Source organism: Roseicyclus salinarum (assembly GCF_029624655.1).
Lineage (GTDB): Bacteria > Pseudomonadota > Alphaproteobacteria > Rhodobacterales > Rhodobacteraceae > Roseibacterium > Roseibacterium salinarum.
In genome coordinates this window covers 11,914-30,295 of sequence record NZ_JARRSA010000024.1, presented here as the reverse complement: position 1 = coordinate 30,295, position 18,382 = coordinate 11,914, and the positions used below count along the sequence as shown (strand labels likewise).

The window sequence follows — 18,382 nt, the reverse complement described above, 5'->3', positions numbered from 1 at the left end:
CGGCCGCCGTGACCCTTCCCGTGATCGGCAACGCGGCCGCACGGCGGCTGTTTCTCGACCGGCACGCGCTGGCCGAGGCGCCGGCGGGACCGGCCGCCGGGGCGGCCCTCGCCGCACTTGTCGGGCGGCTCGGCTTCGTGCAGGTCGACAGCGTCAACACGCTCGCGCGCGCCCACGACATGATCCTGTGGTCGCGCAGAAGGGCGTATCGGCCGGCCTCGCTGCGCTGGCTCAACGACGCCAAGCGGTCCACGTTCGAGCACTGGACCCATGACGCCGCGATCATCCCGGTGGAGTTCTTTCCCCGTTGGCGCCTGCGCTTCGCGCGCGACCGCGACCGCCTGCACGCGCGGTGGCGCAACTGGCACGGGCCCGAGTTCCATGGCGAGCTGGACCGCGTGCTGGCCCACGTGGCCGAGACGGGGCCGGTTTCGAGCGCCGATTTCGCGGGCGAACGGGCGTCGAAGTCGACGGGCTGGTGGGACTGGCATCCCTCGAAGACCGCGCTGGAATACCTTTGGCGCTCTGGCGAGCTGGCGGTGACGCGGCGCGAGGGGTTCCGCAAGGTCTACGACCTTTGCGAACGCGTGATCCCGCCCGAGTGGCTGAACGCCCGCCACCCTGATCCCGAGGAGACGGTGGACTGGGCCTGCCGCGCCGCGCTGGAGCGGTTGGGCTTCGCCACATCGGGAGAGCTTGCGGCGTTCTGGGACCTCGTGAGACCGGACGAGGCGAAGACCTGGGTCGCCTCCGCGCTGCGTGACGGGCGGCTCGTGGAGGTGCTGGTCGAGGGCGCGGACGGCCGCACGCGCCGGTCGGTGATGCGGCCCGAGGCGCTCGCCTGCCTCGACACGGTTCCGCCGCCGCCCGCGCGCCTCCGCGTCCTCAGCCCCTTCGACCCCGCACTGAGGGACCGCAACCGCGCCGAGCGGCTGTTCGGGTTCCGCTACCGGATCGAGATCTTCGTGCCCGAGGCGCAACGCGAATACGGCTACTACGTCTTTCCCGTGCTCGAGGGGGACCGGCTCGCGGGGCGCATCGACATGGCCGCAAGGGAGGGGCGCGAGCGGCTCGCTGTCCGGGCGTTCTGGCCCGAGCGCGGCGTGCGGATGGGCAAGGGCCGCGTGGCCCGTCTCGTGGCCGAGATCGAGCGCGCGGCGCGTTTCGCGGGCTGCGCCGACGTCGTCTTCGAGACGGACTGGATCCGGGGCCCTAAATGAAACGGGACCCCGTTATCCCCATGTGGATAATTCAGGAAACCGTTTCGTTTCAAAGGTATGTGGGATCTTAGCGCCATCGGGCAGTCTGCCGTCAGCAGCGCCCTTGGCGGGCTGGGGCAGCCGACCTGTGGATGGAGCGCGCGCATTGGCGTGGCGCTGTCACTCTCTTTTAAAATCAGGACCTTGCCGTCACAAGCTTCATCATGTTCGAGACTGCGAAGACGAGGGCGGCGCAGCACACGATCGTGGGGCCTGCCGGCGTGTCGAACTGCCAAGCGGCGGCCATCCCGCCGAGTGCGGACACCGCGCCGAGGGCCGCGCCGATCATCGCCATGCCCTCGGGCGTCCGCGCGAAGGGCCGCGCCGCCGCGGCGGGAATGATCAGGAGCGCCGCGATGAGAAGGACGCCCACCACCTTGATCGCGACGGCGACCACGACCGCCAGCGCAAGCGTCAGGACGTATTGCTCGCGCCGGGGATCGAGCCCCGCCGCCCAGGCCAGTTCCGGCGACAGCGTGGCCGTCAGAAGCGCCGACCACCGCGCCCAGAGCAGGCCGAGCACCAGCAGCGCGCCGGCCCAGATCACCCCCAGATCCGTGCGCCCGACGGCCAGGATGTCCCCGAAAAGATAGGCGGACAGGTCCACCCGGACTCCCGGAAGGAGGCTGACCGCCACGAGGCCCACGGCAAGGGCCGAATGCGCCAGCACGCCAAGGATCGTGTCCACGGCGTATCCGCGGCCGGTGAGCGCGGAGACGGCTGTGGCCATCAAGAGCGCCATCACCAGCGCGCCGGCGAAGATCGAGATGCCGAAGCCAAGCGACAGGGCCACGCCCATGATTGCCGCATGGGCCGTGGCATCGCCGAAATAGGCCATCCGCCGCCACACCACGAAGGCCCCCAAGGGGGCTGCGGCCATCGCGACGCCGACCGCGGCAAGCGTTGCGCGGACAAGGAAGCTATCTAGCAATTCCATCAGCTTACGCCATTATCTTCGACTTGCGCGTCAAGCGCCGTCGCGGTGGCTGAATGATCGTGGGCGTGGCTGTGCTCATGCCGGTAGAGCGCCAGCGCGCCGCCGGTGCCGGTGCCGAAGAGCGCGCGGTATTCGGGCGCCGAGGCGACATGCTCGGGGTGCCCTTCGCAGCAGACATGTCCGTTGAGGCAGACCACGCGGTCCGAGGCGGCCATGACGACGTGCAACTCGTGGCTGACCATGACGATGGCGCAGCCGAGCCGGGCGCGCACGGCCTCGATCTGGCGGTAGAAGGCGGCCGAGCCGGGCTGGTCGAGGCCCTGTGTCGGCTCGTCCAGGATCAGGACGTCCGGCTGGCAGAGAAGCGCGCGGGCCAGAAGCACGCGCTGCAGCTGGCCGCCGGACAGGGCGCTCATCTGCCGGTCCCGCACGTCGCCTGCGCCCGAGGCGTCGAGCGCGCGGGCGGTCTCGTCGGCGGACACGCGGACTGGCAGATCGAGAAAGCGGCGCACAGTCAGCGGCAGGGTGGGATCGATATGAAGCCGTTGCGGCACATAACCGATCCGCGTGCCGCGCGCGCGCTCGATCCGGCCGGCCGATGGCGTCACCGCCCCGATCAGCGCGCGCAGCAGCGTCGACTTGCCCGACCCGTTGGGCCCGACGATGGTGACGATCTCGCCCCGGTCGACGTGGAAATCGACACCGCTCAGGACAGGCTCGGCGCCATATCCGACGGCAAGGCCGCGCGCCTCGATCAGGCGCCCCGCGCCGGCCCCGTTCATGTCCGCCGGCCTTCGTCGGCGCAGTTCGGGCAGAGACCCGTCGCCTCGACGACGCTGCGCTCGACGGTGAAGCCCGCCGCGGCCGCGGTCGCGTTCAGCCCCTCGCGGGAGGGGCCCGACGGCGCTTCGGCGACGGCGTTGCACGCCCTGCAGATCAGGAAGGCGGGGGTATGGCGCTCGTCGGGATGATGGCAGGCGATGAAGGCGTTCAGAAGTTCGATCCGGTGCGCGAAGCCATGCGCGATCAGGAAATCGAGGGCGCGGTAGGCGACGGGCGGCTGCGCGCCCATGCCCTCGTCGCGCAGGATCTCGAGGATGTCGTAGGCGCCCATGGCGCGGTGCCGCTCCAGCAGGATCTCGAGGACGCGGCGCCGGACGGGCGTGAACTGAAGCCCCTCGGCCGCGCAGCGCGTCGCCGCCGCCTCGATGGTCGAGGCGATGCAATGCTGGTGGTCGTGCCGGGCGAAGCCGATCGTCTGCATGGGGATCCTGCCGTGTCGTGGGGGCTTGATATGTTATGTCATCACAAGTATCAACCCATGCGAAGTTATAACATCACATCAGGAGACATGGAAATGGTGCGATTTGCAGGAGTGTCGGCGCTGGCGTTGAGCGTGGCCGCTGGGGGCGCGCTGGCGGAGGTGCCGCGCGTCGCCGTGGATGTCGCGCCGGTCCATTCGCTGGTCGCGCGCGTGATGCAGGGGGTGGGCGAGCCCGACCTCGTGCTGCCGGCCACCGCGTCGCCGCACGCGCATTCCCTGCGCCCCTCCGAGGCGCGCGCGCTGGAGGCCGCGGATCTCGTGGTGTGGATCGGGCCGGAGCTGACGCCATGGATGGCGGACGCGATCGACAGGCTCGCGGGCGACGCGCCCGGCCTGAAGCTTCTCGAGGTCGAGGGCGCGATCAGGCGCGAGACGCGGACGGGCGCGCGTTTCGGCGCTCACGAGCATGGCGGCGACGACCATCACGACGACCCCGCGCATGACGAGCATCACGACGACCATGCGGACGACGAGCACCACGACGACCATGCGCACGACGAGCACCACGACGACCATGCGCACGACGACCACCACGACGAGCATGCGGACGGCGAGCACCACGACGAGCATGCGCACGACGACCATCACGACGATCACGCGCATGACGACGCGCATGGCCACGCGCACGAGGGCATCGATCCCCATGCCTGGCTCGATCCCGTGAACGCCGGGATCTGGATGGCCGACATCGCCGAGGCGCTTTCGGAGCTCGACCCGGGCAACGCGGCGGCCTATCGCGCCAATGCGAGAGCCGGGCGCGCGGAAATCGACGCGCTCATCGCCGAGGTCGAGGGGCGGATGGCGCCGCTGCGGGGACGGCCCTTCATCGTCTTCCATGACGCCTACCAGTATTTCGAGGCCCGTTTCGGGCTCGAGGCGGCTGGTGCGATCTCGGTTTCGGACGCCTCCGAACCCGGGCCCGCGCGCGTGGCCGAGATCCGCGACCTCGTGGCAGAACTGGGCGCGGGCTGCGTCTTCGCCGAGCCGCAGTTCAACCGCGGCATGGTCGACGCGGTTTTCGAGGGCAGCGGCGCCACGATCGGCGTGATCGACCCGGTAGGCGCGGAGCTGACGCCGGGGCCGGGTTTCTACCCGGCACTGATCCGCGGAATGGCCGACAGTTTCGAAGCCTGCTTCTGACGCTGGAAGGAGGAGCGCGGGACGTCTAGGCTCTGGCCCGGCAAGGGAGTGAGCGGGATGGACGACGCGCAGCTGATCCTCGGGATCGACATCGGGACCACGGCCGTGAAGGTCGTGGCCTATGATGCGGAGGGCCGCGAGCGGCATCGCTTCGCGCGCCCCTATCCGACGCGGCGCGCGGGCGCCTTCGTCGAGCAGGATCCCGAGGACTGGATGTCATGCCTCGCCGCGGCCTTCGAGGAAATCGCGGCGAAGGGTCTTACGCCGCGCATCGAGGCGGTGGGCGTCACGAGCCAGGTCAACACGCATGTCTTCGCGGGCGCGGACGGGGCGGTCCTGCATCCCGCGATCACATGGGCGGACACCCGCGCCGGAACCGCCGCCGCCGCGCTCGACGGCACGATCGGCGCGCAGGAGCGGCAGGCCTGGTGGGGCGCGCCGATGGGCGTGGACGCCAGCCACATGGCCGCGCGCATGGCTTGGATGGAGGACGCGAGGCCCGAGGTCTGGCAGGCGACGTCGCTGGTGCTTCTGCCAAAGGACTGGGTGATCGGGCGGCTGACGGGCGTCTTCGTGTCGGACCCGGTCAGCCAGGTCGGCGCGGTGGGGCTGGACGGCGAATTCGTGGCCGACCTCTTCGCGCGGATCGCGGGCGGCGCGGGCCGTCTGCCCGAGTTGCGCGACCCCATCTCGATCGCGGGCGAGACGGTCCTGCCGGGAGCGGCGCGCGCGGTGCCGGTGGCCACGGGGCTGATGGACGCATGGGCGTCCATGTTCGGCGTCGGGGTGCGCGCCGAGGGCGATGCGATGTATCTTTCGGGCACGAGCGAGATCCCCGGCGTCATTTCAGGCACGGTCCGCCCCGCCGACGGGGCGCTGGTCTTCCCGCCGCACATGGGCCTGACGCTGCATGCCGCGCCGACCCAATCGGGCGGCGCGTCGCTGGCGTGGCTTTGCCGCCTGTTCGACACCGCGCCCGAGGCGCTGATGGCCGAGGTCGCGGCGCTGGCGCCCGAGGGGCCGGGCCTTCTGTTCCTGCCGCATCTGTCGGGCGAGCGCGCGCCGCTCTGGGACGGCTCGGCGCGGGGCACCTTCCTCGGGCTCGACGCGGGCATGGGACGCGCCGAGATGGCGCGCGCAGTGCTCGAGGGCGTGGCGATGTCGGTCCGGCTGGCCTTCGCGGCGCTCGACGCGTCGTCGGGGACGCGCGCGGGTCTTCTGCATTGCGGCGGCGGCGGGTTCGCCTCGGACACATGGAACCAGATCCGGGCCGACGTTCTCGGGCGCGACCTGCAGCGGCTCGAGGCGAAGGACCCCGGTGCGCTCGGCGCCGCGGCGCTGGCCGCGGTGGCGGCAGGCCTTCATTCCGACCTCGACGCGGCCCTCGCCTCGGCGGTGCGCTTCGACAGGACGTACCGGCCCGACCCGATGGCGCAGGAGCGGGCCGAGGCGCTTTATGCGCTCTTTCGTCCGGCCTACGACGCGGCGCGCGCCACCAACCATGCGCTCGCCGCGATGGGCTAGGCGCTTGCCCCTGTCCGTGCGGCGGGGCATGGTCCGGCAAAACGATCCAACGGAGGGAAGAGACATGCCATTCAAGGGTGTATTGTTCGGCCTCGGCGCCATGCTGGTGGCATCGGGCGCGGCGGCGCAGGAGCGGGTGACGGTGATCACCCCCTACCTCGCGCAGCCCGGAACGCAGTTCTACGTCGACGGGTTCGAGGCCGCATCCGAAGGGCGCGGCTGGGAAGTCAACGTGATCGATACGGCCGGCGACATCGCGGCCGTCATCAGCCGTATCGAGGACGCGGTGACGCAGGGCGTCGACGCCATCGTCATCAACGTGGATCCCGCTCAGGTCGAGGCGGGCCTCGCGATGGCCGAGGAGGCCGGCATCCCCGTGGTCGGCATGGACGCAGGCATGTCGCCCTACCTCGAGACCAACGTGACCTCCAACGGCTACGCGATGGCGGCCGAGACGGCAGCCTACGTCGTCAACCGGCTTGGCGGCGAAGGCAACGTGGTGATGTTTGTCTTCGATCCCTTCCCGCCGGTCCAGATCCGCGGCGTGATCGCAGACGCCATCTTCGCCAACACCCCCGACCTCGAGGTGATCGCGCGCGTCACGCCCGACGTGCAGGACGGCGGCATCGCCGACAGCCGCGCGCAGATGGAGGCGCTTCTGGCCGCCAACCCCGAGCCGGGCTCCATCGACGCGGTCTGGGCGGCATGGGACCAGCCGGCGCTCGGCGCGCTTCAGGCCATCGAGGACGCAGGACGCGCCGGCGAGGGCATCGTCATCGTCGGCATGGACGCCAACCCGCAGGCGCGCGACGCCATCGCGGCGGGGGGCAGCTTCGAGGCATCCATGGCGCAGGACTTCGAGGGCATCGGCGCCGCTGCGGCCGAGGCCGTGGCCCGGCTGATCGGGGGCGAGACGATCACCGCGCCCGTCACCTACGTGCCGACGCGCCTGATCACCTCGGCCAACGTCGCCGACTAGGGCGGGGATCGCGGGATCGCGTCCGGGGCGGCCCATCGCGGCCGCCCCGCACCCCGTCGCATGATGCAGGAACTCGCCATCTCCGGTCTCGACAAGAGCTACGGGCCCGCCCGCGTCCTGCGCGGCGTGGGCCTGAAGCTGCGCGCGGGCGAGGTCCATGCGCTGATGGGTGAGAACGGGGCGGGCAAGTCCACGCTCATCAAGGTGCTCGCCGGGATCGTGCCGGCCGACGCGATGCGGCTGACGCTCGACGGTCGCGCGCGCGCGCTCGCCGGCCCCGAGGACGCCGCCGCCCTCGGACTTCGCTTCGTCCACCAGGAACTCAACATCGTGCCGTCGCTGTCTGTGGCCGAGAACATCCTGCTGTCGCGCCGGACGCCGCGCCGGCTCGGCCTCGCCGTCGACTGGTCCGCGATGCGGGCGCGGGCGCGCGAGGCGCTTGGGCGCTTCGGCGCGGACCATGTCGATGTCGACGCGCCGGCCGGGCGGCTGTCCACGGGCGACCGGATGCTGACCGTACTGGCGGGGCTCGTGGCCGCCGACGATACCGCGCCGTCGGTCTTCGTCCTCGACGAGCCGACGGCCGCGCTGACCCATGCCGAGGCCGACCGTCTCTTTGGCGTGATCGCCGAGCTGAAGGCGCGGGGGGCGGCGATCCTCTATGTCTCGCACCGGATGGCCGAGGTGGTGGAACTGGCCGACCGCGTCACGGTCCTGCGCGACGGCGCGGTCGTTCTGTCCTGCCCGATGGCAGAGACCTCGCGCGAGGGCATCATCGAGGCGATGACGGGCCGCGAGGTGGCCGACGCCTATCCCGCGCGCGCCTCCGCGCCGGGCGAGGCCGTTCTTCTTCAGGTCGAGGATCTGTCCGCCGGGGGCGCCTCGGGCGTCTCGTTCACGCTGCGAGAGGGCGGCGTCATGGGCATCGCGGGGCTCGAGGGGGGCGGGCAATCCGCGATTTTGCGCGCGATCCTGGGCGATCTGCCTCATGGCGGGCGCGTGCGCTTCCTCGGCCGCGAGGCCCCGCGCTCGGCCGCCGAGGCTTGGGCCGCCGGGATGGCCTACGTCCCGCGCGAGCGGCGGCGCGAGGGGCTGATGCTGCGCCGGGGCATCGCGCCCAATGTCGTGCTGCCGCACCTGTCGCGCCTCAGCCGCGCGGGCCTGTGGTCGCGGCCCCGCGCCGAGCGCGCCGAAGCCGAGGCGCGGGGCAGGGAGGTCCGACTGAAACACGAAAGCATCGACCAGAGCGTCTCGACGCTGTCCGGCGGGAACCAGCAGAAGGTCGTCTTCGCCCGAGCCGTCGCGGGCCGCCCGAGGCTCGCGCTTCTGGACGAGCCGACGCGGGGCGTCGATGTCGGCGCGCGCGAGGACATCTACGCGATGATCCGCGACCTCGGCGCGAAGGGCACCGCGGTCGTCATGGCCTCCACCGACCTGCCCGAGCTCATCGGGCTGTCGGACCGGATCCTGGTGCTGCGCGGCGGGCGGCAGGCGGGGATCGTGCCGACCGACGGGCTGACCGCCTCGGCGCTTCTGGCGATGATCTACGGCGACCGGCCGGTGGAGGCGGTGGCATGACGTGGGGGGCATCGCTGCGCCGTTACGGCACGCTTCTGGGCTTTGCGGCGATGGTCGCCTTCTTCGCCGTGAACCTGCCCGACACGTTCCTGAGCGCGCGTAACCTGCTGAACGTGACGCAGCAGATATCGATGCTGGCCGTCGTCGCCTTCACGATGACCGTGGTCATGTCGATGGGCGATTTCGACCTCAGCGTGGGCGCGATGGCGTCGCTTGCGGGGGTCGTCGCGGCGGTCCTGTTCGTGGCGGGCCTTCCCGTGGGGCTCGCCATCGCGGCGGCCTTGTGCGTGGGGGTCGCGGGCGGGCTTCTGAACGGCCTTCTGGTCAGCGTCCTCGGCATCCTGCCCTTCGTCGCGACGCTTGGCACGATGACCGTCTTCGGCGGCCTTGCCTTCCTCGTCTCGGACGGCCGGACCATCTTCGGGCGTGACATCCCGGCCTCCTTCTCGGGCTTCGCGCGGTCGGGGATCGAGCTTGGGGACCTTCGCGTGCCAGCACTGTCGCTGGTCGCGCTCGGGGTGCTCGCCATCATCTGGGCGGTGCTGGAACAGACGCCCTACGGACGCCGGCTCTATGCGATCGGCGGCAACATCGAGGCCGCGCGCCTCGCGGGCACGCGGGTCGTGAAGCTCAGGCTGCTGGCGTTCTGTTTCACCGGTCTCGGCGCTGCGGTCGCGGGGCTGATGTATGCCAGCCGCGTCGCCTCGGCCAATCCGACGCAGGGCGACGGGCTGATGCTCGACGCCATCGCCTGCGTGTTTCTCGGCATGACGATGAGCGAGGAGGGCGAGCCGCGCGTGCTCGGCACGCTTCTGGGCGTGCTTCTGCTGGGGCTGCTCGACAACGGGCTGACGCAGATGAACGTGGACAGCTACATCCGCGAGGTCCTCGTGGGCACGATCATCATCCTCGCCGTCGCCTCGGGCAGGCTGGGGGCGTTCAGGCGCCGCTGATCGCCCGCATCCGGCCCAGCACGTCGACGCCCTGGCTGCGCATGACGTGCAGCATGTCGATGAAGACCCAGTTCTCGGCCAGCCTATCGCCCTCGCGGCGGTAGATGTCCACGACGCGGAACTCCGCCGGGCGGTCGCCGGCGGGCAGGCCCATGAAGCCGCCCGCGTGGCGCGCGGTGAAGTTCGGCCAGCCGAAGAAGCCGCCGTAGTGCCCCTCGGCCAGCCGCGCGACGTGGCCCGTGCGCGAGCGGTCGGTGAAGGCGGCGCGGAACGGGCCGGAATGCTGCGCGGCGTAGCGCGGGATCGTGTAGGTCGCCCCGATCCCCTCGGGACCCCACCACAGCATGTCCTCCGCCCAGGTGCGGCGAAGCTCGTCCTCGAGCGGCAGCCCCGACTGCCAGGTCCCGAGATCCGAGATCATGGCGTCGATCGCGGCCAGCGTCGCCTCGCCCTCGGTCCGCGGCTGCGGGCCCAGAAGAAGGCCGTCATGCGTGCGCGGCCCCGGCTGCACCATGTGCTGCGCGGTGGCGGGGCCGAAGGGGGACTGGCCCGCCTGCGTCATCAGGTGGGGGATGTCGGCGAACTGCGCCGTCTCGGCGATGCGGCCGTCCTCGACGCGGTGGAACTCGGCATAGCGCAGCATCGCAAGCTTCCGCGTGGGCCGGATGCCGAGCCATGACGCATCGAACAGTCCCGCAAGGTGGCCCATCGAAACGACCCAAGTTCCCCGGAAACCGTCGATCTCGTTCCGGCCCGCGAAGAATATGTCCTCGCGCCGCTGAAGCGCCGTCATCGCCGTCAGGAGCGGTGTCCAGAAAACGTCCGCGACCTCGTCCGCGCCGCGGCGCTCGTCGAAGGGGCAGATGCCGCGCCATTGCCAGTCCGGGGCGGTGTGTTCGGCCAGCGCCGCTGCCGCGGTGCGCGGTGTCGCGGCCGCCAGCGCCGCGTGGTGGGCGCGGACCAGCGCCTTTTCCGCCTGAAATTCGGTCATGTCGTTCCGCTCTCCCGCCGCGGGGGCCGTGCTCCGAAGAAAACTGTTGCCAGCTTGCGGAATTCCTGTCTAGGCTTTTTGCAAGCGTATGCAAAAATGCGCATCCCAGAGACCTTCAGGGGGGACGGCCATGGCGGAAATCAAGCTGAACGGCGTTTGCAAGCGTTGGGGCGGTTTCGTCGGCGTGGACGATTTCAACCTCACCATCGCCGACCGCGAGTTCCTCGTGCTGCTGGGCCCGTCGGGCTGCGGCAAGACCACCACGATGCGCATGATCGCCGGGCTGGAGGATCCCACCGACGGCGAGATCCTGATCGACGGCCGCGACGTGACGCACCTGGAGCCCAAGGACCGCGACGTGGCCATGGTTTTCCAGTCCTACGCGCTCTACCCCAACATGAACGTCTACGAGAACATCCGCTTTCCGCTGAAGGTGCGGGGCATCGATCCCGCGACCCACGACGAGAAGGTGCGCCGCGCCAGCGCGATGGTGGAGCTCGACGAGTTCCTGCACCGCAAGCCCGCTGAGCTGTCGGGCGGCCAGCGGCAGCGCGTGGCGCTGGCGCGCGCGATCGTGCGCGAGCCCAACGTGTTCCTGATGGACGAGCCGCTGTCGAACCTCGACGCCAAGCTGCGCGTCTCGACCCGCGCGCAGATCAAGAACCTCAGCCACGAGCTTGCCGTCACCACGATCTACGTCACCCACGACCAGATCGAGGCGATGACGCTGGCCGACAGGGTCGTGGTGATGAAGAAGGGCGTCGTGCAGCAGGTCGGCAGCCCGACCGAGATCTACGACCGCCCGGCGAACACCTTCGTCGCAAGCTTCATCGGCAACCCCGCGATGAACCTGATCGACGGCTCCGTCAGGGACGGCGTGTTCACCGCGCCGAACGTCGAGGTCACCGGCCTCTCCGCGCCGGACGGGCCCGCCACGCTGGGCTACAGGGCCGAGGACGCGCAGGTGGTCGAGGCGGGCGGCCAGATCAACGCGCCGATCTACACGCTCGAGCTTCTGGGCGACGCGACGATGGTCACGGTGCGCATCGGCGGCACGCTGGTCAGCGTCCGGGCCGACAAGACGTTCCGGGCCGAGATCGACGACCGCGTGTCGATCGCCGTGCCCGCAGGGATCTGCCACCTGTTCGACGGCAAGAACGGTGAGCGAATGGGGGCCTGAGCCCCGCAAGCAAAGCCCGGGCCGGAGGCCCGGACCACAAGGACGGGATGCCTGCCTGCAAGGCGCATCCACCCGAAAAAGAAACAGGGAGAAGACCATGACATTCAAGACACTCGCCGCAGCGGGAAGCCTTGTCGGCCTGATGGCTTCGGCAGCCTACGCCGACGGGCACGCGATCTGCGGGCCCGAGGGGCAGTCGATCCGCATCCTCGCCAGCGACTTCCCCGCGATCCACGCCGTCGCGGGCACCGCCGAGGCAAACTGCGGCGCCGCCGCCTCCGAGTTCCAGCGCAACCACACGACCGAGGCGCGGGACATCATGAACGCCGCGCTCACGCCCGATCCGGCCGAATACACCTCCGTCATCGTGGCCAACGCGACGCTCACGCAGCTGATGAACGACGGCCTGGTGCGTCCGCTCAACGATCTGGTCGAGGCCTATGGCGCGAACATCGACCCCAACCTGCTGATCACCATCAACGGAGACGTGATGGCCGTGGCCTTCATGGCCAACTCCCAGCACCTCTTCGCCAGGACCGACATCCTGGAGGAGGCCGGCGTCGAGGGCGTCCCGGCGACCTTCGACGAGCTTCTCGCCGCCGCCGAGGCCATTCGCGCCGCGGGCATCATGGAGCATCCGGTGGTCATGAACATGCAGGTCGGCTGGAACCTCGCGGAGACGTTCAACCTCGTGTTCCTCGCGCATGGCGGCGAATTCTTCGAGCCGGGCACCGCCAATCCCTTGGTCAACAGCGAGGCGGGCGTGGCCACGCTCGAGACGCTGGCGGCGCTGGCGGAATACGCCCATCCCGACCACCTCAGCCAGGCCTCGAACGAGACCCAGGCGACGTGGGAGGCCGGCCAGGCCGCGCTCGGCATGATGTGGGGCTCGCGCGGTTCGGTCATCCTCGACGACGAGGGGTCCTCGCCTGAGGTCACGGGCAACACCGTGCTGGCCGCGGCCCCCGTGGTCGAGGGCATCGGCATTCCCGCCGCGACGCTCTGGTGGGACGGCTTCACCATCGCCGCCAACGTCCCCGACAGCGAGGCCGAGGCGACCTTCGCGGCGCTCGCCAGCGCGCTGACGCCCGAGATGGTGGCAGCCCACAACGACGACGCCGTGTGGCTTCTGGACGGCTTCACCCCCGGCCCGGCGGCCGCGGGCGTGTCGGCGACCGCGCGGGGCGGGGCGAAGCCCTATCCGATGGTCCCCCAGATCGGCCTCCTGCACAACGCGCTCGGCGCCGAACTGGCTGACTTCATGCAGGGCAACGAAAGCGCCGAGCAGGCGCTTGCCGACGTGGAGGCCGCATATCGCGACGCCGCGCGCGAAGCGGGCTTCCTGCAGTAAGGCGGACACGGGCGGCGGGGCCTTGCGGGCCCCGCCCTCCCTCCCATCCTGGGGCGCGACGGGGGCGCGGCGCATGAAACACAAGACCTTCTTCTGGTTCATCCTTCCGACGCTGACCGCGATGACGCTGTTCATCGCGCTGCCCATCGTCTCGGTCTTCATCCAGTCGCTGCACATCCAGCACGAGCAGGTGATCGTCGTCACCGAAAGCTGCGGCCCCTTCGGCTGCACCGAGTCCACCGCCGTGGACCAGGAGGCCACCCGCGCCCTGCGCGAGGAGGCGCCGCTTGGCCGGTTCAACGGTCTCAAGACCTATACCAACCGCGCGCATCTCGCGTTCGAGCAGATCGGCGAGGCCTGGGCCACCACCGACACCGTGGGCGCCTTCCTCGACCGCGTGCTGGGCCTGCCGTTCTACCGGGCTCTCGCCTTCACGTTGACCTACACCTTCGTGGTCACGCCCTTCGTCCTGCTTCTGGGCCTCGCCATCGCGGTCGGCGTCAACAACTTGCCGCGCATGTTCAAGGGCCCGACGATCTTCGTGTCGCTGCTGCCGATGATGGTCACGCCGCTGGTCGGGTCGCTGATCCTGCTGTGGATGGTGGACGCCGAGGGCATCATCGGCGCCACGATCCAGAACATCATGAACGACCCCAGCCTGAGCCTGCGCGCGTCCGCCGGGCTGACGTGGCTCATGCTCATCGTCTACGGCATCTGGTCGTCGATCCCGTTCAGCTTCATCGTCTTCTACGCGGGCCTGCAGACGGTGCCGCAGGACACGATGGAGGCCGCGATGATCGACGGCGCCTCGAAATGGCAGCGGATGCGCCATGTCGTCGTGCCGCACCTGATGCCGCTGGTGATCTTCATCACGCTGATCCAGCTGATGGACAATTTCCGTGTCTTCGAGCCCGTCGTGGGCTTCCAGGCGCAGGCCTACGCGACCTCGCTGAGCTGGATCATCTTCAACGACCTGCGCGAGGCGGGAAACCCGCTCTACGGTTCGGCGGGGGCGACCTCGATGCTGACCATCGTCGGGGTGGCGATCCTGCTTGCGCCGGTGCTGATCCGGACCTGGCGCGATTTCAACCGCAAGGCGCACTGAGGGAGGGCGAGCATCATGGCCACAAAGGCGCAATCGCGCATCACGCTCCTGACCGTCCTTTCGGTCGCGCTGGTGATCCTCTGGCTCGTCATCGCGTCCTTCCCGTTCCTCTGGACGCTCTGGGGCAGCTTCAAGGTCCAGTCGGACTTCTTCTCTCGGGCCGACTGGCGCAATGCGCTCTACGGCGTGAACACGATCCGCGAGACGGGCAGCGCCTTCACGCTGCAGGGCTACTACGGCGCATGGGTGCAGGAGGAATTCTGGCGCCCCGTGCTGAACACGATGATCGTCGTCTTCTTCACCGTGGTGATCTCGCTCACCTTCGGCACGCTCGGCGGCTACGCGCTGGCGCGGTCGGGCTTCCGATACGCCTTCTGGCTCCTGATGCTGGCGCTGGTGTTCCGCGCGATGCCGCATATCACGCTGGTCTCGGGCTACCTGCTGCCCTTCTTCGAGTGGAACATCTGGGGCATCCTGCCCACGACGATCATCGTCCTTGTGGCGATCAACCAGCCGTTCACGCTGTGGATGCTGCATTCGTTCTTCCTGAACATCCCCAAGGACCTCGACGAAAGCGCGATGGTGGACGGCTGCACCCGGTTCCAGGCGTTCCGGCACGTCATCATCCCGGTGATGTGGCCCGGCGTCATCACCACCGGCCTTTTCAGCTTCCTTCTCGCCTACAACGACTTCGCCGTGACCTCGATGCTCCTGTCGGAGCAGAACGAGACGATGATCCCCGCGATCGCCAGCTTCCTCGGCACGACGCAGGAGGCCGGCAATGTCATGTTCGCGGTCGCCGCCGTCGTGTCCGCGACCGCACCGCTCTTCGTGCTGGTCCTGTTCTTCCAGCGTCAGATCGTGAGCGGCCTGACCGCCGGCGCGGTGAAGGGATGAGGGCGCGCGCGACGCGACCACGTCCCGGGCGCGCTGTGCGCGGACCGGCGTGATGCGCGATTTCATTGTCATCGGCGCGGGATCTGCGGGCTGTGTCATGGCGGCGGAACTGGCGCGGCGCGGGGCGGGGTCGGTCCTCGTGCTCGAGGCCGGGCCGCCCGAGACGCATCCGCTCGTCTCGATGCCCTTCGGTCTCGTCTGGCTGCTGGGCGGACCGCGCGATTGGCGCTATCGCACCGTGCCGCAGGAGGCGGCAGGCGGGCGCGAGATCGCAGTGCCGCGCGGGCGCATGGTCGGGGGCTCGGGGTCGATCAACTCGATGGTCTGGTTCCGTGGCAGCGACCGCGACTTCGACGCATGGGACGTGCCGGGATGGTCGGCGGCGGAGGTGGCCCCGGCCTTCGAGGCCGTCGAGGCGGAACTGCGGCCCGTGCGCCTGCGCGAGGCGCACCCGCTGTCCAGGGGGCTCGCCTCCATCTTCGACGACCCACACCCGCACCCGGACCGCGAAAGCGCGGGCCTTTTCGCGCACAACATGGACCGGCACCGGCGCAGGTCGGCGGCGCGGGCCTACCTGCGCGCCCGCCCAGACGTCGAGGTGCGCACCGGCGCCGAGGTCGACCGCCTCCTGTGGTCTGGCGACAGGGCGTCGGGCGTCGCCCTCGCGGACGGCACCGAGGTGCGCGCGGCCAAGGGGGTCGTTCTCTGCGCGGGCTCCATCGGATCGCCCGCCATCCTGATGCGCTCGGGCGTGGGGCCCCGAGGCGACCTTGCCGCCCTCGGGATCGATTCGCGGATCGATGCGCCTGCGGTCGGGCGGAACCTGCACGACCATCCGGGCGTCGGCCTCCATTTCGAGGCGGCGGGGTCGGGCTACGGGCTGGAGCGCGCGCAATGGCCGCGCTGGGCCGTGGCGCCCGTCGCCTACGGGCTCCTGCGGCGCGGCCCGCTGGCCTCGCCGACCTGCGAGGCCGGCGCCTTCTTCAACGCGCGCGGCGAGGATGCCCCTCCCGACGTGCAGACGCATTTCATCCCCTTCTTCCTCGCCCACGAGGGGCCGCGCTACCAGCGCAAGGCGGGGTATTTCGCGGACGTCTGCCTGTGCCGCCCGGCCTCGCGCGGGTCGCTGCGCCTGACCTCGCGCGATCCCGCCGCGCCGCCAGCCATCGATCTGGGCCTGTTCCGCGAGGAGGGGGATCTCGAGACGATGGCGGCAGGGGTGGAGCGGCTTCGGACGCTTCTGCGGCGCGCCGATTTCGGCCCCCGTCGCGCGCCCGAGGTCTTTCCCGGCGAGAGCGTCACGGGCGAGGCGCTCAGGGCGCATATCCGCAACCATGCGGGCACGGCCTACCATCCGGCCGGCACGCTTTCCATGGGCGCCGAGGGACCGGTCGGGGCAAGGCTGTCGGTGAAGGGGGCGAGGGGGCTCTGGGCCGCCGACGCAAGCGTCATGCCGATGCTCACTTCGGCCAACACGAACGCGCCCTCGATGATGATCGGCTGGCGCGGCGCGGATTTCATCGCGCAGGACGCGGCATGAGCGTGCCCTCACCCCTGCAGGCCGTCCTGACCCGCGATGCGGACCTGTCGCGGACGGATGAGACGCGCGCGGTCATCGAAGGCATGGTGGACGGGCTCAACGCGCACCGCATCGACGACATCGGAGAGTTCTTCGCCGAGAACTTCCGCTGGATGGGCAATTACGGCTGCGGCACGAAACATGGCCTCAAGGCATTCCAGGACAACTGGCAGCGCCCGTTCCAGGCCGCGTTTTCGGACAAGGTCTGCATCGACGAGGCGCGGCTCTTCATGGGGGAATGGGCCGCGGCGTTCGGACGCCAGGAAGCGACGCATTCGGGCGAATTCATGGGCATCGCGCCGACCGGCAGACGGGTCGAGATCCGCTACATGGATTTCTGGCGCGTGGCCGATGGCAAGATCGCCGACAACTGGGTGATGGTCGACTTTCCGCACGTGCTGTCGCAGCTCGGCCACGACGTCTTCGCGGGAGAGGGCTGGGAGGCCTTCGACACCGGCCGTCGTGAAGCCCCGCGCCCGCAAAGCTCCGGGGGGACCGCATGAGCGACGTTCACACGGCGAACAAGGCGGCGCTCGCGCCCCTGCGCGAGGCCATGCACGAGTTCGAGCCGTCCCGCGTCCGGGCCGCCATGAGGGATGTGATCGACCCCGAGGCCTCCGTCGCGATGTGCCATCCCCTCGGCACGATGACCGGTCCCGAGGCGCTCTTCGACGTCTGCTACGCGCCGCTCGCCGCAGCCATGCCCGACCTCGAGAGACGTGACTGGATCGTCATGGGCGGGCGGACCGAACATGGCGGCGACTGGGTCGGCTGTGGCGGGCACTACGTCGGAACCTTCGTCCGTCCGTGGTTCGACATTCCGCCGACGGGGCATCTTTCCCACATGCGGTTCCACGAGTTCTACCGCTTCGAGGCGGGACGGGTCGTCGAGATGCAGGCGATCTGGGACATTCCCGAGGTGATGATGCAGGCCAAGGCATGGCCCATGGCGCCGTCGCTCGGCCTGGAGTTCTGCATTCCGGGCCCGGCGACCTGCGACGGGATCGTGCCGGGGCCCTGGGACGCGGGCCGCGCGCAAGCCAGTTGCGATCACATCGTGGCGATGCTCGACCACATGAAGCGGCACCCGTCGCAAGGCGGCCCCGAGGTGATGGAGATGCCGCGGTTCTGGCACCGGAACGCCAACTGGTACGGGCCCGCGGGGATCGGGACGGGGCGCGGCATCGCGGGCTTCCGCAACTGGCACCAGATCCCGTTCCTGAACGCGATGCCCGACCGGGGGCAGTACTGGGACGAGATCACCTACCACTTCTTCGGCGACGGCGATTACGCCGCCGTCACGGGCTGGCCCAACATGATCCAGACGGTCACCCATGACGGCTGGATGGGGATCGCGCCCTCGGGCAGGCGGATCACGATGTGTTCCCTCGACTTCTGGCGGGTGAAGGACGGGCTCATCCGCGAGAACTGGGTGATGGTCGACCTTCTTGACGTCTACCGCCAGCTCGGCGTGGACGTGTTTGCCCGCCTGCGGGAATTCAACAAGGCGCGCGTGCCCGGCGAAATTCCCTTTCCCGTGGGGGCGGCATGAGACTAGGTCTGGTGCAACCCATTCCTTGCGCGG

Annotated in this window: 17 protein-coding genes; 13 read left to right on the top strand and 4 right to left on the bottom strand. The window is 69.9% G+C overall.

The genetic code is table 11. The annotated features are described in order from the left end of the window. Positions 1–8 precede the first annotated feature (8 nt). Positions 9–1,220 (top strand): winged helix-turn-helix domain-containing protein, encoded by a 1,212-nt coding sequence (locus P6F26_RS14660; RefSeq protein WP_278029444.1) that lies wholly within the window; start codon positions 9–11, stop codon positions 1,218–1,220. Between the two features lie 175 nt (positions 1,221–1,395). On the opposite strand, the gene P6F26_RS14655 is transcribed toward P6F26_RS14660, so the two are convergent. From P6F26_RS14655 to P6F26_RS14645, 3 genes are read right to left on the bottom strand one after another with little or no spacing between them, the layout of a single operon-like run. Further along, a complete protein-coding gene (locus P6F26_RS14655) occupies positions 1,396–2,196 on the bottom strand; it encodes a metal ABC transporter permease (RefSeq protein ID WP_278029443.1) in 801 nt (266 codons plus the stop codon). Next, positions 2,196–2,978, bottom strand: a complete 783-nt coding sequence (locus tag P6F26_RS14650) for a metal ABC transporter ATP-binding protein (RefSeq protein WP_278029442.1) — start codon at positions 2,976–2,978, stop codon at positions 2,196–2,198. Before P6F26_RS14650 ends, P6F26_RS14655 begins: the two co-directional genes overlap by 1 nt. Beyond that, complete coding sequence (locus tag P6F26_RS14645) at positions 2,975–3,460, bottom strand: transcriptional repressor (protein WP_278029441.1); 486 nt, start codon at positions 3,458–3,460, stop codon at positions 2,975–2,977. The genes P6F26_RS14650 and P6F26_RS14645 overlap by 4 nt, the downstream gene beginning before the upstream one ends. Before the next feature lie 93 nt (positions 3,461–3,553). On the opposite strand from P6F26_RS14645, the gene P6F26_RS14640 reads away from it, so the two are divergent. The 5 genes from P6F26_RS14640 (at position 3,554) to P6F26_RS14620 (ending at position 9,694) form a co-directional block, all read left to right on the top strand. Then, on the top strand, positions 3,554–4,660 hold the full coding sequence (locus P6F26_RS14640) for a zinc ABC transporter substrate-binding protein (protein WP_278029440.1): 1,107 nt from the start codon (positions 3,554–3,556) through the stop codon (positions 4,658–4,660). Between the two features lie 57 nt (positions 4,661–4,717). Further along, on the top strand, positions 4,718–6,184 hold the full coding sequence (locus P6F26_RS14635; RefSeq protein ID WP_278029439.1) for a xylulokinase: 1,467 nt from the start codon (positions 4,718–4,720) through the stop codon (positions 6,182–6,184). A gap of 64 nt (positions 6,185–6,248) precedes the next feature. Then, entirely contained in the window at positions 6,249–7,163 is a 915-nt protein-coding gene (locus tag P6F26_RS14630; protein WP_278029438.1) for a substrate-binding domain-containing protein, read from the top strand. A gap of 60 nt (positions 7,164–7,223) precedes the next feature. Continuing rightward, positions 7,224–8,741 (top strand): sugar ABC transporter ATP-binding protein, encoded by a 1,518-nt coding sequence (locus P6F26_RS14625; RefSeq protein ID WP_278029437.1) that lies wholly within the window; start codon positions 7,224–7,226, stop codon positions 8,739–8,741. After that, positions 8,738–9,694, top strand: coding sequence for an ABC transporter permease (locus P6F26_RS14620; RefSeq protein WP_278029436.1), 957 nt, complete (start codon positions 8,738–8,740; stop codon positions 9,692–9,694). The genes P6F26_RS14625 and P6F26_RS14620 overlap by 4 nt, the downstream gene beginning before the upstream one ends. Here the strand turns inward: P6F26_RS14620 and P6F26_RS14615 are convergent. Continuing rightward, complete coding sequence (locus P6F26_RS14615; protein WP_278029435.1) at positions 9,681–10,685, bottom strand: nuclear transport factor 2 family protein; 1,005 nt, start codon at positions 10,683–10,685, stop codon at positions 9,681–9,683. The genes P6F26_RS14620 and P6F26_RS14615 overlap by 14 nt on opposite strands. A 130-nt stretch (positions 10,686–10,815) precedes the next feature. Here P6F26_RS14615 and P6F26_RS14610 point away from each other — a divergent pair, with 130 nt between their 5' ends. From P6F26_RS14610 to P6F26_RS14580, 7 genes are all read left to right on the top strand, one after another. After that, positions 10,816–11,865, top strand: a complete 1,050-nt coding sequence (locus P6F26_RS14610; protein WP_278029434.1) for an ABC transporter ATP-binding protein — start codon at positions 10,816–10,818, stop codon at positions 11,863–11,865. A 97-nt stretch (positions 11,866–11,962) separates the two neighbouring features. Beyond that, positions 11,963–13,216 carry an ABC transporter substrate-binding protein gene (locus P6F26_RS14605; protein WP_278029433.1) on the top strand — a complete coding sequence of 418 codons (1,254 nt, stop codon included), beginning with the start codon at positions 11,963–11,965 and terminating at the stop codon, positions 13,214–13,216. A 73-nt stretch (positions 13,217–13,289) separates the two neighbouring features. Next, positions 13,290–14,321, top strand: coding sequence for a carbohydrate ABC transporter permease (locus P6F26_RS14600; RefSeq protein WP_278029432.1), 1,032 nt, complete (start codon positions 13,290–13,292; stop codon positions 14,319–14,321). Positions 14,322–14,336: 15 nt separating this feature from the next. Then, positions 14,337–15,218: a carbohydrate ABC transporter permease gene (locus P6F26_RS14595; protein WP_278029431.1), complete on the top strand. Its 882-nt coding sequence runs from the start codon at positions 14,337–14,339 to the stop codon at positions 15,216–15,218. A gap of 52 nt (positions 15,219–15,270) precedes the next feature. Beyond that, a complete protein-coding gene (locus P6F26_RS14590) occupies positions 15,271–16,758 on the top strand; it encodes a GMC family oxidoreductase (RefSeq protein ID WP_278029430.1) in 1,488 nt (495 codons plus the stop codon). Further along, complete coding sequence (locus tag P6F26_RS14585) at positions 16,755–17,300, top strand: ester cyclase (RefSeq protein WP_278029429.1); 546 nt, start codon at positions 16,755–16,757, stop codon at positions 17,298–17,300. Before P6F26_RS14590 ends, P6F26_RS14585 begins: the two co-directional genes overlap by 4 nt. Further along, complete coding sequence (locus P6F26_RS14580; RefSeq protein WP_278029428.1) at positions 17,297–18,349, top strand: ester cyclase; 1,053 nt, start codon at positions 17,297–17,299, stop codon at positions 18,347–18,349. Before P6F26_RS14585 ends, P6F26_RS14580 begins: the two co-directional genes overlap by 4 nt. Positions 18,350–18,382: the final 33 nt, after the last annotated feature.